General features: G+C 31.5%; 14 protein-coding genes. 1 reads left to right on the top strand and 13 read right to left on the bottom strand.

The window, feature by feature from the left end; all coding sequences use genetic code 11:
• Positions 1-133: 133 nt before the first annotated feature.
• Both ACH2BG_RS10725 and ACH2BG_RS10730 read right to left on the bottom strand, forming a co-directional pair.
• Positions 134-1,588 (bottom strand): OmpA family protein, encoded by a 1,455-nt coding sequence (locus ACH2BG_RS10725; RefSeq protein ID WP_395047690.1) that lies wholly within the window; start codon positions 1,586-1,588, stop codon positions 134-136.
• Positions 1,589-1,870: 282 nt separating this feature from the next.
• A complete protein-coding gene (locus tag ACH2BG_RS10730) occupies positions 1,871-2,131 on the bottom strand; it encodes a hypothetical protein (protein ID WP_395047691.1) in 261 nt (86 codons plus the stop codon).
• 491 nt (positions 2,132-2,622) lie between these two features.
• On the opposite strand from ACH2BG_RS10730, the gene ACH2BG_RS10735 reads away from it, so the two are divergent.
• Positions 2,623-3,792, top strand: a complete 1,170-nt coding sequence (locus ACH2BG_RS10735; protein WP_395047692.1) for a phosphatidylserine/phosphatidylglycerophosphate/cardiolipin synthase family protein — start codon at positions 2,623-2,625, stop codon at positions 3,790-3,792.
• Between the two features lie 2 nt (positions 3,793-3,794).
• On the opposite strand, the gene ACH2BG_RS10740 is transcribed toward ACH2BG_RS10735, so the two are convergent.
• From ACH2BG_RS10740 to ACH2BG_RS10790, 11 genes are all read right to left on the bottom strand, one after another.
• On the bottom strand, positions 3,795-4,808 hold the full coding sequence (locus tag ACH2BG_RS10740; protein WP_395047693.1) for a metal-dependent hydrolase: 1,014 nt from the start codon (positions 4,806-4,808) through the stop codon (positions 3,795-3,797).
• Positions 4,809-4,814: 6 nt separating this feature from the next.
• Positions 4,815-5,312: a VOC family protein gene (locus tag ACH2BG_RS10745; protein ID WP_395047694.1), complete on the bottom strand. Its 498-nt coding sequence runs from the start codon at positions 5,310-5,312 to the stop codon at positions 4,815-4,817.
• A complete protein-coding gene (locus ACH2BG_RS10750; protein WP_395047695.1) occupies positions 5,309-5,500 on the bottom strand; it encodes a DUF6496 domain-containing protein in 192 nt (63 codons plus the stop codon). Before ACH2BG_RS10750 ends, ACH2BG_RS10745 begins: the two co-directional genes overlap by 4 nt.
• Before the next feature lie 21 nt (positions 5,501-5,521).
• Positions 5,522-5,752 carry a hypothetical protein gene (locus ACH2BG_RS10755; protein WP_395047696.1) on the bottom strand — a complete coding sequence of 77 codons (231 nt, stop codon included), beginning with the start codon at positions 5,750-5,752 and terminating at the stop codon, positions 5,522-5,524.
• 167 nt (positions 5,753-5,919) lie between these two features.
• Complete coding sequence (locus ACH2BG_RS10760) at positions 5,920-6,816, bottom strand: YihY/virulence factor BrkB family protein (RefSeq protein WP_395047697.1); 897 nt, start codon at positions 6,814-6,816, stop codon at positions 5,920-5,922.
• 11 nt (positions 6,817-6,827) lie between these two features.
• Entirely contained in the window at positions 6,828-7,913 is a 1,086-nt protein-coding gene (locus tag ACH2BG_RS10765) for an AI-2E family transporter (protein ID WP_395047698.1), read from the bottom strand.
• Between the two features lie 5 nt (positions 7,914-7,918).
• A complete protein-coding gene (locus ACH2BG_RS10770) occupies positions 7,919-8,845 on the bottom strand; it encodes a 1-phosphofructokinase family hexose kinase (protein WP_395047699.1) in 927 nt (308 codons plus the stop codon).
• Between the two features lie 37 nt (positions 8,846-8,882).
• Complete coding sequence (locus tag ACH2BG_RS10775) at positions 8,883-9,500, bottom strand: VTT domain-containing protein (protein WP_395047700.1); 618 nt, start codon at positions 9,498-9,500, stop codon at positions 8,883-8,885.
• A 15-nt stretch (positions 9,501-9,515) separates the two neighbouring features.
• Positions 9,516-12,014: a cation-translocating P-type ATPase gene (locus ACH2BG_RS10780; protein WP_395047701.1), complete on the bottom strand. Its 2,499-nt coding sequence runs from the start codon at positions 12,012-12,014 to the stop codon at positions 9,516-9,518.
• Between the two features lie 10 nt (positions 12,015-12,024).
• A complete protein-coding gene (locus tag ACH2BG_RS10785) occupies positions 12,025-13,281 on the bottom strand; it encodes an NAD(P)/FAD-dependent oxidoreductase (protein WP_395047702.1) in 1,257 nt (418 codons plus the stop codon).
• Positions 13,282-13,446: 165 nt separating this feature from the next.
• A complete protein-coding gene (locus tag ACH2BG_RS10790) occupies positions 13,447-13,863 on the bottom strand; it encodes a hypothetical protein (RefSeq protein ID WP_395047703.1) in 417 nt (138 codons plus the stop codon).
• Positions 13,864-14,023: the final 160 nt, after the last annotated feature.

Below are 14,023 nucleotides of genomic sequence, written 5' to 3' on the forward strand. Positions count from 1 at the left end.
ATCTAGCTTCTTAAAGTGCTAAAAATGTTATACAATTTTTTTTTTTAGTTATATAATTATGATGAAAAACAAAAGATGGCTGCCAAAATTGACAGCCACCTTAACCAAAAAACAAAACTAAACTTTATTATTTTTAATAATTTGTTTTCAATTCCACTCTACGATTTTTAGCTTTACCTAAAGTTGTATTGTTTGTAGCAACTGGTTTGGTTTCTCCAAATCCAACAGAAATTAATCGAGCATCTGAAATACCTTTTCCTATAAGATATTGTCTAACTGATTCTGAACGTTTTTGAGATAAAGTCATATTAAAATCATCTGCACCAACACTGTCAGTGTGTCCTTCTATAGTTAAGCTAGCGCCTTCATATTTGTACAATATTTTTGCTAATTCATCTAATTGTGTTAATGAAGCTACTTTTAATTTGTCAGAATTATTCTCGAAGAAAATTTTGCTTCCTATATAGGTTATTCTCACAATATCAGCTTTTGCAATTTCGGGACAACCTTTGTTATCAGTAGTTCCTTTTGTGTTAGGACAACGGTCATCTAAATCTGCAACTCCATCTCCATCAGCATCTGGACAGCCTTTTAGAGCAATAACACCCGCAGCATTTGGGCAACGATCCATATCATCCATAACCCCGTCATTATCGCTATCCATTGCACAACCGTTTGTATCAACTTTAGTTCCAGATTTTGTATTGGCACATTTGTCATCAATATCAGCCACACCATCATTATCAGCATCTGGACAACCTTTTAGAGAAGTTTTTCCTGCTTGGTTAGGACATCTGTCATTAGCATCTCCAACTCCATCTCCATCAGCATCTGGGCAACCATTTAGTGCCTGTGCTCCTGCTTGGTCTGGACAACTGTCTAGATAATCATAAACACCATCGTTGTCTCTATCTAATGGGCAACCTTTTTTGTCGACTGTTGTTCCTGCGGGAGTTTCTGGGCAATTGTCTTTTTTGTCAGAAACACCATCATGATCAGAATCTATTGTGCTACCAAGATTGAAAGTTAGTCCAACAGTATGCATAAGAAAATCATCGTCTTGTCCTGCAACAGCTCCATCTCTACTATCATTATTAGTAAACATAAATGTTTCTTGAATATTAAGTGAAATAACTGGAGATAATCTAAAATTGATACCACCACCAGCAGTAGGAAGAGCTGAATCTATTTTTTGTTTGTGAAAGTTAAGTTGATTGTCGAAAAGAACGGCTCCAATACCTCCAAAAACATAAGGTCTTACTATATATTCTGAGGGAAGAAGATTAAATCTTAAGTTTAATGACGCAGAACTAAAATCACTTTTGAAACCCGTAACTCCGCTATCATACCCTAGTGTTCCTCTTGTAAATAAGAAATTCAAATCGACATATTTCCATAAATATCTAGATACAGATATACCACCAAAACCATACATTGTTTTGTCAGTTTGATACCAATCTCTACCTAAATCTCCATGATATTGAATTAATCCACCATGCAGTCCAACATTCCATTTTTTTTCTTCCGTTTGTGCTGTTAATGTAAATGTAAATCCGATACATATACATAGAAATAGTAACTTTTTCATTTTCGTTTGATTTATAATTGTTCGGTACAAAGTTCAACTAGACATAAAAGGTTTATGTTATAGAACTATTGTTAAAACTTATAATATTCACACAAATAGAACATGAATGCTTTTTTTATTTTACAAATCCTTCTTTCTTCATTTGTTTGCAAATGACCTTGACAATTTGGTTGGTCATATTTTTCAACCCACTAGGGTCTGTTGTTTCAGTTAATGCTGTCCAAATAATTTTGTCCTCTTTAATAGAATACACATTCGTTTCGACTGTAAAGGTTTTGGTTGTTATGTAATAGCAAAGCGTTGTACTGTAATTCCATCGATTGTAATAATAGCCACTAAAGTCTCTGTAATACTGTGGATAAAAAAAAATTCACCTGGTGTGTAAATTTTCTCCTTGTCCACATCAATTAATCGCATCTTAACGGCACCATCAAAACCGTCCTTTTTTATTTTAGCACGAATGGCTTCTTCGTTTTTTTTATTGAAATTAGATTTAAAATAATTGTAGGATTGCACGCCTTTTCCTTCTAGATAAACAACCATTTAGTCTTCTGCTTTTGCTGACTATTTTTGTTGAAGAACAAGAAATTATTATTAGTATTAATGGCAACAGTAATTTTTTCATCATATAGTTTTTAATGGTTTAAAAATTGGTTTTAAACTACCAAAGTTTATCATTCTATATAAAATATAAGTTTTAGAAGATTACTATAAAGTTGTAAAATTTAAATGTTATAATCTAATTCAGAACCAAAAAAAATATCAATTTTGTCTCTAATAACTTCATAACCATATAAAGCAAAATTACGTTTGCTTGGAACTTTTTTATGTGAATTATACAATAATTTGAATTAGTTGTGTAACAATTTAAAAGATAAAATGATGAATCTTTGGGTCTTTACTATTTTTCGCAATTAAAAAGGTGAAAAATAATTTGAAGAAAAAACGAATAATTATTACTCAAAGAAAAAATAACAAAGTGGAGATATAAAGGTAGATGAAAAAGAATTGTAGTAATAAATTTATAGGACTAAATGAAAAAGTTAATAGATAATACGTTTACCAAAAATAAAATACAACTCATACAAAGTGGTAAACAATATTTTGATTTACTCATAAATCTTATAAACCAAGCCTCAGAGAGCATCTATATACAAACTTATATTTTTGATAATGATCAAACAGGGAAATCAATTGTAAATGCTCTAAAAATTGCTGCTAATAAAAAAGTGAAAATCTATCTATTGGTTGACGGATATGCATCTAAAAACTTATCGGAAATATTTATCAGAAACTTAAAAAAAGAAAAAATACATTTTCGTTTTTTTAAACCTTTTTTTAAAAACAACAATTTCTATTTTGGCCGAAGACTACACCACAAAATGATAGTTGTAGATGCAAAATATGCAGTTGTAGGCGGAATGAATATTGCTGATAGATATAACGATTTGCCCGAAATAAGCGCTTGGCTAGATTATGCTGTATTTATTGAAGGTCCAATTGCAAAAGAACTTTGCCTATTATCTTGGGAAACATGGAATGGATTTAAAGACAAAGAGACTTTAAATCCATGCGAAGAAAAAAATAGTATATTTGAATTTAAAGAAAATGAAATTTCATCTTGCAGGATTAGACGCAATGATTGGGTAAAAACAAAGAATGAAATATCTACCACTTATAAAGAACTGTTTAAAAATGCCGATAAACAAATTACTATTATATGTAGCTATTTTTTGCCAGGTAGCAAAGTAAGAAAACTATTGCGCTATGCCATTGCAAAAGGTGTAAATGTAAGATTGATTTTGGCCAGTCAATCTGATGTAAAAATTGCTAAATCCGCAGAGCGATGGATGTACGATTGGTTGCTTAGACAAAATATAGAAATATACGAATATCAACCAACCGTTTTGCATGCAAAAATGTGTGTCGTCGATGAAAGTTTTGTCACAATTGGTTCCTACAATATCAATAATATAAGTGCTTATGCTAGTATTGAATTAAATATTGATATTAAAGATGCTAATTTTGCAAAAGAAATTACGCAAACTTTAAATGCGATTATTAAAGACGATTGCATTCAAGTAACCAATGAGGTACATCACAAAACAAATACTATTTTCAAGCAGTTATACCGTTGGGCTAGTTATAAAGTTTTTCGGATTGGGTTTTTCTTATTCACTTTTTATTTTAAACGACAAGAATAATTTTAATTACCAAGCATTCTTTCAAATAGCGACGAAAATGTTTTTTCATTCCATCCTGCAAATCTACCACGTTGCACCACAAGTGTATTATCATAAGGCTCTTGCAAAAAATAATGAAATACGAATTTTCCTTTTGGATTTTCCCAACCTTTCATTTGTCCAAATCGTAAATCGTTAAAAACTAGTGTATCATTCCATTTTTCTATGGTATAATAATTTTGAGAAAATCGTTTCAGTTTATATATATTTTCTTTATTTTCTATTGTTTCCAGTAAATCATTATTACGAGTAAAATAGGTAAAATCCATTTTTTTTGTAGTATCGAAAATTGACTTATAACCAACGTAAAATCCACTATCATTGCCTGCAACTACATACCACAAGCTATTCTGAAAAGGTGCAGGTGTAGTAAAATATTGTGTATAGTTAATATGTTGTTGCTCTAATGATTTTTTTACATCATCGTCAATTTTTATTTTTATAGCAATACACAGCAATAAATAAACTCCTGTAAATCCAAAAGCAGTTTTCCATATTCTTTCTCTTATCAAAATCTTTTTTCTTGGTATAAACAATAGGAATATAATGGCAAGTCCTGTCCAAATAGAAAATAGTGGATCTGCCACGTAAATCATATTGAAAGAAAATCGTTTGTGACTAAAAGGTTCTAACCAACCAACACCATAATTATTGAATGCGTCTAAAAAAATATGCATAAGAATAACGCCACCAAAAAACAGCATCCAATGTCTTAAACTAATATTATGTGGTTTGTGCCAATGGTCGGCAAGCAAAGCAAATAGTGGTGTGATGATGACACAAAATAAAAACGAATGTGTAAATCCCCGATGCGCCAATAAGTTTGAAGAAGTATCCATCCAAAACGAAGCAATGAAATCTATATCAGGAATACTTTGTGCCATTGCTCCCCACAACATGGCTTTTTTACCAAGTGTTTTACCTGCAAAAGCTTCGCCCATACAGGCGCCAAGTGCTATATGTGTGAGTGAATCCATTGTATTTTATGTGTTATTAATTTCCTTCAATAAATTATCTAAATCCAATACATGGCTAAACATTACAATTGTTCCGTCGGGATTATAACTCCATGTTTCTTTTGGTCTGTCCCAATATAATTCTACACCATTTCCGTCGGGATCATTTAAGTAAATAGCTTGCGAAACACCATGATCTGCCGAACCTGTTATAGGATACTTTTCTTTTAATAATCGGTTGTAAATTGTGGCTAAATCTTTGCGGGTTGGATATAAAATAGCGGTATGAAACAAGCCAACTCCTTCTTTGCTTGCCATTGGATAATCTTCGCTGTACCAAGTATTCAATCCAATATGATGATGGTAACCCCCAGCCGAAATAAATGCGGCTTCAGTGCCGTACATTGTGGTGATATCGAAACCTAGTAAATCACAATAAAACTCGAGCGAGCGTTTCAAATTAGAAACTTTTAGATGAACGTGACCAATTCGGGTTTGAGTTGGAATGGTGTAGTTAGTTTTCATTTTTTATTTTTTTCCAATTCTTCTGCTTCGCTCAAAGCAATGGCAATGGCTTGTTTTGGATTGGTTACAATGGTATCCGTTTTACCAGAATGTAATTCACCCTCCTTAAATTCGTGCATTACTTCGGCAACTTTTTTTTGATGTGGTGACAATTTTTTCTTTGCTGGTGTTTTTTTATTATTTTCCACGATTTTTGATGTTTTTAAATTTTAAATATTTTCAGGCTCTGTCTTATTGTTATTTTTAACTAAATTTAGTCCGTAAGTATAATTTGTAGCAAGAATTACATCATTGCAATCAAAATGTTTTATGACTCCATCTCTTACAAGCGCTACGACCCAGCAGGTGTTTTGATGCATGCCATAATCAATAATAAAAATAGCTTGACCTTTACCCATGGGCGTTTCGACTAACATTGTTGGTTTTAATTGGAGTATCATAATTTGTTATTTTGCAACTTTTTTAATACTAATAGTTATTACATTTCACACTAAAAATTAGTTTGACTTGTTTCATTGTAAAATAAAGTTAATCTAGATTGCGACGCTTTGTGTTACATAACTTTTTAAAAAAGTTGCGATATTCATAGCTTTTTATATCTAAAAAATTATAATGTTTTTTCTAATGCAGTAGGAATTTCAACCTTTGCAATTTTAGTTGGCGGAATTATTCCTGAATACATTCTGGCGTAAGCGGCAGTAAATTCCGCACCAAAGAAGAGAATCATAGATGAATATGAAGCCCAAAGTAAAATAAGAATTATAGAACCAGCAGCTCCATAAATTGAAGCTGGTTCAGCTTTTCCGAAATAATAAGCCAAACCCGTCTTGCCAATTGTAAACAATAACCCTGTGACTAATGAGCCCAACCAAACGTGTTTCCATTCGATTTTCGCATCGGGTAAAATCTTGAAAATCATAGCAAATAATGCAGAAATTACTAAAAGTGAAATGATAAAATTAAGTATTCCATAAATTGTCATCATTAGCGGCGAACTTTCAAATTGTATGTAATTGCTCATGGCTGCTAATGCCGTTGAAATTACCAACGATATTATTAATAAAAACGCTATCGCCAATATTAATCCAAATGAAAAAAGTCTGGCTTTTATGATAAGCCAAATGCCATTTTGTGGTTTTACTTTTACATTCCAAATCAGGTTTAATGTTTTTTGAAGTTCAACAAAGACTCCTGTTGCACCAACTAATAAAATTGAAATCCCGACAATTGAACCCCAAGTTGTAGATTTTTCGGTAGTCGATTTTAATAAAAATTCTTGAATTTGCAAGGCCGTTTCCGAACCAATTGTCTCGGATATTTGTTCTATTAAATTTTGATTTACAGTCTCTTGACCAAAAAAATATCCCGCAACGGCAATAATTAAAACCAATAATCCTGGAATACTAAATATGGCATAATAAGCAATAATTGCACTTTGTCTGAATGGGTCTTTGTCGTACCATTCATTAAAAGTGATTTTAAAAAGTTGTCCTAAATTTTTCATTTTGAATCGTATCATTTTTTAGTTTTTATTGATTTTTTTAATTTTTCAACAAATTCGATTTCTTTTTTTTGGATCTGAATTTCTCCAATCAAAAATCCATAGGGTTGCATTGGTTCGATATGGTCGCAAATAATTTTGAACATTGCCGTGAGAGGAATAGCAAGAATAATTCCTGGAATACCCCATAAAAGTTGTCCTATAACTAAAACAATAATTGTAAAAAGTGGGTTTATTTTGACTTGTGGACCAAGAATTAAAGGTTCTAAAACCCAGCCTTGAACAAGCTGAACAACGCCATAGATGATAACAATTCCTCCAAGTAATGTTGGATTGGCTCCATTAGCAGCTGCAATTAAAACCGTCAAAATAGTACCCGTAATATTCCCAACGTAAGGTACGATTTCTAACAATCCGCAGAGTATGCCAAAAAAGATAGCATTCTCTACACCAATAATACTAAAACCAACACCGTACATTATCCACAAAAGCACAATCATTTTAGATAATCCAAGTAAATACTGTTGAGAAACCCGTGTGGCATTATAAATCACTTGCTCCATTTCTTCTCGTTTTGAAGGTGTTACCAATTTGAGTAGAAAGTTTTTAATATGATTTCGATAATATAATAAGAATGCAAAATAGACAAAAACTAAAATTAAAGACGCTAAAATTGAAACTAAAGAACCAAAAATAGTTTGAAAAATATTTGAATATGAAGGTTGCTCCTTTTTTAATATTGTGAATTGTTCTGTAATAGAAATATTCAAATGATTGAAAATATATTGTTGCAAACCATTTCCTGCGGTGATAGCTTTTTGTTTTATCAATGTTAAATCATCTAAAAGTTCAGAAATTTTCCAACCTAATAGTGAAATTAAAATGATAATGATAAGTAATAAAGAAATGAAGCAAGCTAAAACGGCAATACTTTTGGGTATTTTCTTATTTTCCATCCAATTGCAAAAGGGTAGAAAAAGCGTAGCTAAAATTCCACCTATACAAAGTGGTATTAAGAATTCTTGAGCAAAATATAATCCTGAAAACACTAGAAAAAGTACTAATAGTTTTTTTATAACCGATGATAATGATGTTGTCATAATTTCTATTTTTTAAATTTTTTTAACAATTTTTCCACCTCTTTTTTATCACACAATGCTGAACCTAAACTCATAGTTGTGGCCGTTCCGCAAGCGATGCCGTATTGCAAACATTCGTTTAAGTTCAATTTATTAGACAACCCAAAAACAATTCCCGCAACCATACTATCACCTGCTCCAACTGTACTTTTTACTTTAACTTTTGGCGGTTTTATTGTTATAGTTTCGTCTTTTGTTACCAACATTGCTCCATTTGCACCAAGCGAAATAACTATAACCTCACAACTCTTTTTTTGAATTAATTGTTTGGCTGCAACTTCAATATTTTCAATTTTTAAATCTTCAATTTCTAATAAAATTCCTAATTCTTCGAGATTGGGTTTTAGCAAATAGACACCCTCATTAACAGCATTTTTTAGGGCTTCTCCTGAAGTATCAACAATAAATTTTGCATTGTTTAATTTTGCTATTTTAGATAATTCGGCATAAATATCTAACGGAATTCCGGGTGGCAAACTTCCGCTGGCAATAATAAAATCTACATTTTTATGATTTTCAATTGCTTTTAGGCAATCTTTCCATTCGTTTTCGAAAATTTCGTTACTTGGCATACCAAATCGAAATTGTTTGTTAGTTGATTCATCCAGAATTACAAAATTCTCTCTAGTTTCATTTTTGGTCTGAATACTTACAAATGGTACTTTTTCGTTTTCTAGTAAATGATTAAAAAACATTCCCGTATAACCACCTGACGGAAAAACTGCGGTTACCTCGCCACCAAGTCTATTGATAACTCTTGCAACGTTTATTCCACCACCGCCAGGTTCTAGTTTTGGTGATGAACAACGCATTTTTTTCTCGGGAATTAATCCTAAAACGGAGGTGCTTTTGTCTATACTTGGACTAAACGTTATGGTTATTATTGCTGACATAAAACTTTTATTTTTAGATATTATTTATCACTTCTATTTATATATAATCTATAGAATATTTAATCAAAAAGGCTGAAATAAAGAACCTGACTATTCGCACAGGCACTACAATTTTTAAGAATGTCACAGGCGAAAATTTTAAATATCCTGCGATGAAACATACCATAGCAAAAGGTAGTGGCGTAGTCGCGGCCAGAGTTAAAATTACCCAACCATATTTTACAAAAAGGGCACAATATTCTTTAATTTTTTTTTTAAACAATATCATACTTGAAAATTTTGCCAATTTCAAATACCTTCCTCCCATAAAGGCAATAAATCCGCATAATGAAGATATAATTCCTAAAACAAATACAATTAAGAAATAGTCACTAGTTACTTTCGATTGGTAAATCATCATAAACAATTCGGCAGGAAAAATGCCAATTAATATTTCGCTGATAAAAAACGAAAAGCCAGTAAGCATATAATTTCCAGATACTTTTTGAGCAAAGTCATTAAAATAATTTTCTGCATATTTATTAATTAAAATATTAATAATAACAACCAGTATTAAGGCAATTATTGACCAAAATATTTTTTGAAAAACATACTTTTTTAAGAAATTATCTTCCGTTGTTTTATTCTTATTTCCTTGTGTTTTTATAATTTGCATATACTTTTTTTTAAATTATTTCGTATTTCGTTTCCATAATTTCACCAGTTCGTACCAAATTACCGATAGGAGACCAACTCCAATTGCCATCAATAATTGACTAATTTCTAAATGTTCAAACGCAAAGAATCTTGTTAAAGGTTTCACATAAAGTAGTAAGCCAGTAATGATAATTGTTATCCCTATAATGATAGGAACCAAATTGTTTTTATACAATAAAGTAGTAAAAATTGAATAGTAAAAAGATCTGTTTACTAACGTTAAAAATATATTGGCGGTAACCAAAACCACAAAAATCATTGTTCTGGTTGTATCTTCATTAAAATTATTAAGGACCGAATACTGATAAATAAATAGTGTGCCAACTGTAATCATCAATCCTTGAATAATACTTGTTGAGAGTTCCTTCCAATTGAAAAAAGTGGCAGTAAATGGACGTGGCTTTTGTGTCATTGTATTTTTTTCGATAGGTTCGTTTTCATACACAATTGAACACGTTGGTCCCATAACCAATTCTAAAAATATGATGTGAATTGGCGAAAAAATATTAGGATATAACCAACCCAAAGCCAGCGGAATAAAAACCGTGAGAATTATTGGAATGTGAATAGAAATTACAAATTGAATTGCTTTTTTTAGGTTCGCATAAATTTTTCGACCCATTGAAATGGCAAAAACCATTTTGTCTAAATCGTCATTTATAATAATTAACGATGCGGCTTGTTTGGCAATTTCGGTTCCTTTTTTGCCCATAGCAATTCCGATATGAGCTGCTTTTAGGGCTGGACCATCATTTACACCATCTCCAGTCATGGCAACAATTTCTTTGTTAGATTTTAATGCATTTATGATTCGTAACTTGGCTTCCGGAAACATTCTAGTAAATAAATTAATTTCTAGAACTTTCTTTTTGAGTTCCTTATCAGATAGCTTCATTAATTCATCTCCCGAAATACTATTTTCATATCCAATAAATCCTATTTGTTTGGCAATAGACGAAGTCGTTTCGGCATTGTCGCCTGTAATTATTTTTACTGCAATTCCTGCTTTATAGAAATGTTGTAAAACCAGATGAATGTTCTTTTTTGGTGGATCATAAAATGCCAGTAATCCTTTAAATTTTAATTTGAATTCTTGTTGGGTTATTGGATAATTTTTGCCTTCAAAAATAGCTTCTCCAACTGCCAAAATTCTGTAACCTTCTGTCGATAATGATTTTATAGCTTCTAAAATTTGTTTTTTTTCTTTTTCCGAAAGTTTAGCAATTGCCATTATCGCTTCCGAACCACCTTTTGAGGCAACAATTCGATTTCCAGATTTGTTCTCGAAAATATGCGTCATCATTGGAGGTTTGCCCGATAACGGATATTCGTGTACCATTTTGAAATGAGAACGTTCGTCTTTTTTGATAACTTTTGAATAGGTTTCGTGTAACGCTAATTCCATTGGATCGAATGGAATGGATTCGCTTGCAAACATTGAGATTGTAATTAATTGCATTTCAACATCAGACAAATCACTTTCTAAATTGGTGATTTTATTAGCTTCCAAAGTGAAAATTTTTGCCAAACTCATTGTATTTTCTGTAATTGTACCTGTTTTATCAATACAAATTACGGTGGCACTTCCTAGTGTTTCTACAGTTTTCATTTGCTTAACAATGATGCCTTTTTTCATCATTCGCCAAGCACCAAGTGCCATAAATGTTGTAAAAGCAATTGGAATTTCTTCGGGTAAAATACTCATCGCCAATGTTAATGCTTTGAGTAAACTGTCAAATAAATTGTATGAATGAAAATAATTAATTGCCCAAACTATCCCGAAAACTATTGCGCCAGCAATCGCCATTTTCTTTACAAAATTTCCAATCTGAATTTCTAATGGTGTTTTTTCTTCTTTAATGCTTTCCAGACTTTTGCCTATTTTACCCAATTTTGTTTGGCTTCCAATAGCTGTAATTGTTGCAATTGCCAATCCGCTTGCGACATTTGTACCTTGAAAAATAAGATTGTCTTTTGTGGTTTTATCTTTGGCAACCGACATCGATTCGCCAGTTAAAATCGATTCATTTACCGAAAAATCGTTAGAATGTACAATCGTTCCGTCTGCCGAAATCGATGTACCCTCTTCAACCAACAAACTATCGCCAATAACTAATTCTTCAGTTTTTATTTCTATAGTCTTCCCGTTTCTTATTACTTTGCAGTTGGGTTTTGTAAAATCTTTTAGTTTGGCTAAAGCATTGCGACTTCTAGCATTTTGATACGAAGAAATTAAAGAAACCAATACAATTGCCGATGCCAAAAATAGTGCGTCAGCAGTTTTTCCGCTTATAAAATAAATAATCGAAGCGACCAATAACAACAAAATCATTGGGTCTTTTAGGAATTTTAGAATTGAATTAAAAAAATGATTTTCTTCTTTGAAAACAGCAGAGTTTTCGCCGTGTTTATTTCTTGATGCAATCACTTCTTGATTTGATAAACCTTTAATAGTAAAGTTATTTGTTGTCATGATAGTATCTTTATTTCTTCATTTTCTGTTTTAAAATCAATCGAAGCGAAGTGTCTTTTGTGAAATATGCCCAAGCCCAATTAATGAAAATAATCAGTTTATTTCGGACACTCACAATAAGCATTAAATGCAAAAACATCCAAATTAACCAAGCAAAGTAGCCTTGAAATTTGAAAAACGGCAAATCGACAACGGCTTTGTTCCTGCCAATTGTTGCCATTGATCCCAAATCTTTATATTCGAAATTTTTTGTCGGTTTGTTTTGAATTATTTTTTTTAAATTAGTAGCTAAATTTTTCGCTTGATTAATCGCAACATTTGCCAATTGTGGATGTCCTTTAGGATATTTATCCGTTTCCATAAGTGCAATATCTCCCAAGGCAAATATGTTTTTGGAGTCGATAACTTTATTTAATTGATTTACTTTAAATCTATTAGAATTTGCATAATATGTCTCTGGTAATCCTAAAATTTCATTTCCAGTTACGCCTGCAGCCCAAATGACAGTTTTTGTTTTTATAGTATCTCCGTTTTTTAAACTCAATAATTTGCCGTCATAATTAGCTACAATTGTTTCGGTTAGAATAATGACGTTCATCGCTTCAAGGTATTTTCTAGAAGCAATTTTGGCATTTTCACTCATACTATTCAAAGTGTTTTTGCTTCCTTCAACTAGAATTATTTTGAATTTAGAAAAATCGATTCCAGGATAATCTTTTGGTAAAATATTTTGTCTGATTTCGGCAAATGAACCTGCAAGTTCTACACCAGTTGGACCAGCGCCAACAATAACAAGGTTTAATAAACTTTCTTTAACTTCGTCTTCGGCAGAAATAATGTTTTCAAATGTTTGTAGAATATGATTTCTGATTGTTATGGCTTCGTATGTAGTTTTGAGCGTGAATGCACATTTTTCGATTTCTTGATTGCCAAAAAAATTGGTTTTACAACCAATAGCAATTACCAGATAATCGTATTCGAAATATCCAATTGTAGTTGAAATTGTATTTTTCGATTCATCAATATTTAAAACTTCTGCTAATCGAATTTGAAGATTTTTCTTCCCTTTAAAAACATTTCGTAGTGGAAAAGAAATACTGGAAGGCTCTAATTGTGAAGTCGCCACTTGATAAAACAAAGGTTGAAATTGATGGTGGTTTATTTTATCAATAAGCAAAACATCAAATAAGTTGGAGTCAAGTTGGCGCACGAGTTGTATACCCGCAAAACCAGCACCTATGACTATTATTTTTTGTTTTGTTTGCATCTCTTTTTGAAAGATTTACATTTAATAAAAATTGCTTTTATTCGTCTTATTTATCCGTTCGAGTGCTAATAATACATCTTGACTGCTCGCGATGTGACAAAATTGATGCATTAAAAAAAGCGAGGTAAAAAACCTCGCTTTTGCATTATCTCCCCAAATAATGCCCTACCTAAATAAGTCTTTTATATTATTCCCGATTTCGTTCATATCTCGGTTAAAATCGCTTTTGAAGGTTTTCCACTCGGTTTCGTTGCCGTCGTAATTGTTTAGTTTAGATTCTAGTTCGTTGTTTTTGGCTTCTAGTTTTTCTATTCTTGTTCTGTATAAACCATCAAAGGTATTGTCGGGTTTATTCATTTTTATTTTAAGTTCTACAATTCTTTTTTCGTTATCAAGAATTTTGGCTTGGGATTCAGATTTAAAAGTTAGCCATTCATTAGCGTTTGAAATTTTAGTATCTCTTAAATCTTGTCTAGCTTCGACAACGTTTTCTTTTGCTGTTTCTTCTTTTTGCTGTGCCGATTTACAAGATATAAAAATTATGCTTGTTAAAATCCCTAGGATTACAATTAACTTATTCATGTTTTTCATACTTTAATTTGTTTTACAAAGTTGGTATTGTAAGCATAAAAAAATATTATAGAATTTTGATAAAAAGTTGTAATATTCCTATTTTTCAATATCAATTTCAAAAATCAAATGTCAATCTAATTTTGTCATTTCGACGAAGGAGAAATCACAT

The organism is Flavobacterium sp. (genome assembly GCF_043779715.1).
Lineage (GTDB): Bacteria > Bacteroidota > Bacteroidia > Flavobacteriales > Flavobacteriaceae > Flavobacterium.

Bases quoted from the DNA above. Each gene is read 5' to 3' on its own strand.
- ACH2BG_RS10755 (WP_395047696.1), bottom strand. From the start codon at position 5,752: ATGATACTCCAATTAAAACCAACAATGTTAGTCGAAACGCCCATGGGT.
- ACH2BG_RS10725 (WP_395047690.1), bottom strand. From the start codon at position 1,588: ATGAAAAAGTTACTATTTCTATGTATATGTATCGGATTTACATTTACA.
- ACH2BG_RS10740 (WP_395047693.1), bottom strand. From the start codon at position 4,808: ATGGATTCACTCACACATATAGCACTTGGCGCCTGTATGGGCGAAGCT.
- ACH2BG_RS10735 (WP_395047692.1), top strand. From the start codon at position 2,623: ATGAAAAAGTTAATAGATAATACGTTTACCAAAAATAAAATACAACTC.
- ACH2BG_RS10765 (WP_395047698.1), bottom strand. From the start codon at position 7,913: ATGACAACATCATTATCATCGGTTATAAAAAAACTATTAGTACTTTTT.
- ACH2BG_RS10730 (WP_395047691.1), bottom strand. From the start codon at position 2,131: ATGGTTGTTTATCTAGAAGGAAAAGGCGTGCAATCCTACAATTATTTT.
- ACH2BG_RS10780 (WP_395047701.1), bottom strand. From the start codon at position 12,014: ATGACAACAAATAACTTTACTATTAAAGGTTTATCAAATCAAGAAGTG.
- ACH2BG_RS10745 (WP_395047694.1), bottom strand. From the start codon at position 5,312: ATGAAAACTAACTACACCATTCCAACTCAAACCCGAATTGGTCACGTT.
- ACH2BG_RS10775 (WP_395047700.1), bottom strand. From the start codon at position 9,500: ATGCAAATTATAAAAACACAAGGAAATAAGAATAAAACAACGGAAGAT.
- ACH2BG_RS10760 (WP_395047697.1), bottom strand. From the start codon at position 6,816: ATGAAAAATTTAGGACAACTTTTTAAAATCACTTTTAATGAATGGTAC.
- ACH2BG_RS10770 (WP_395047699.1), bottom strand. From the start codon at position 8,845: ATGTCAGCAATAATAACCATAACGTTTAGTCCAAGTATAGACAAAAGC.
- ACH2BG_RS10785 (WP_395047702.1), bottom strand. From the start codon at position 13,281: ATGCAAACAAAACAAAAAATAATAGTCATAGGTGCTGGTTTTGCGGGT.
- ACH2BG_RS10790 (WP_395047703.1), bottom strand. From the start codon at position 13,863: ATGAATAAGTTAATTGTAATCCTAGGGATTTTAACAAGCATAATTTTT.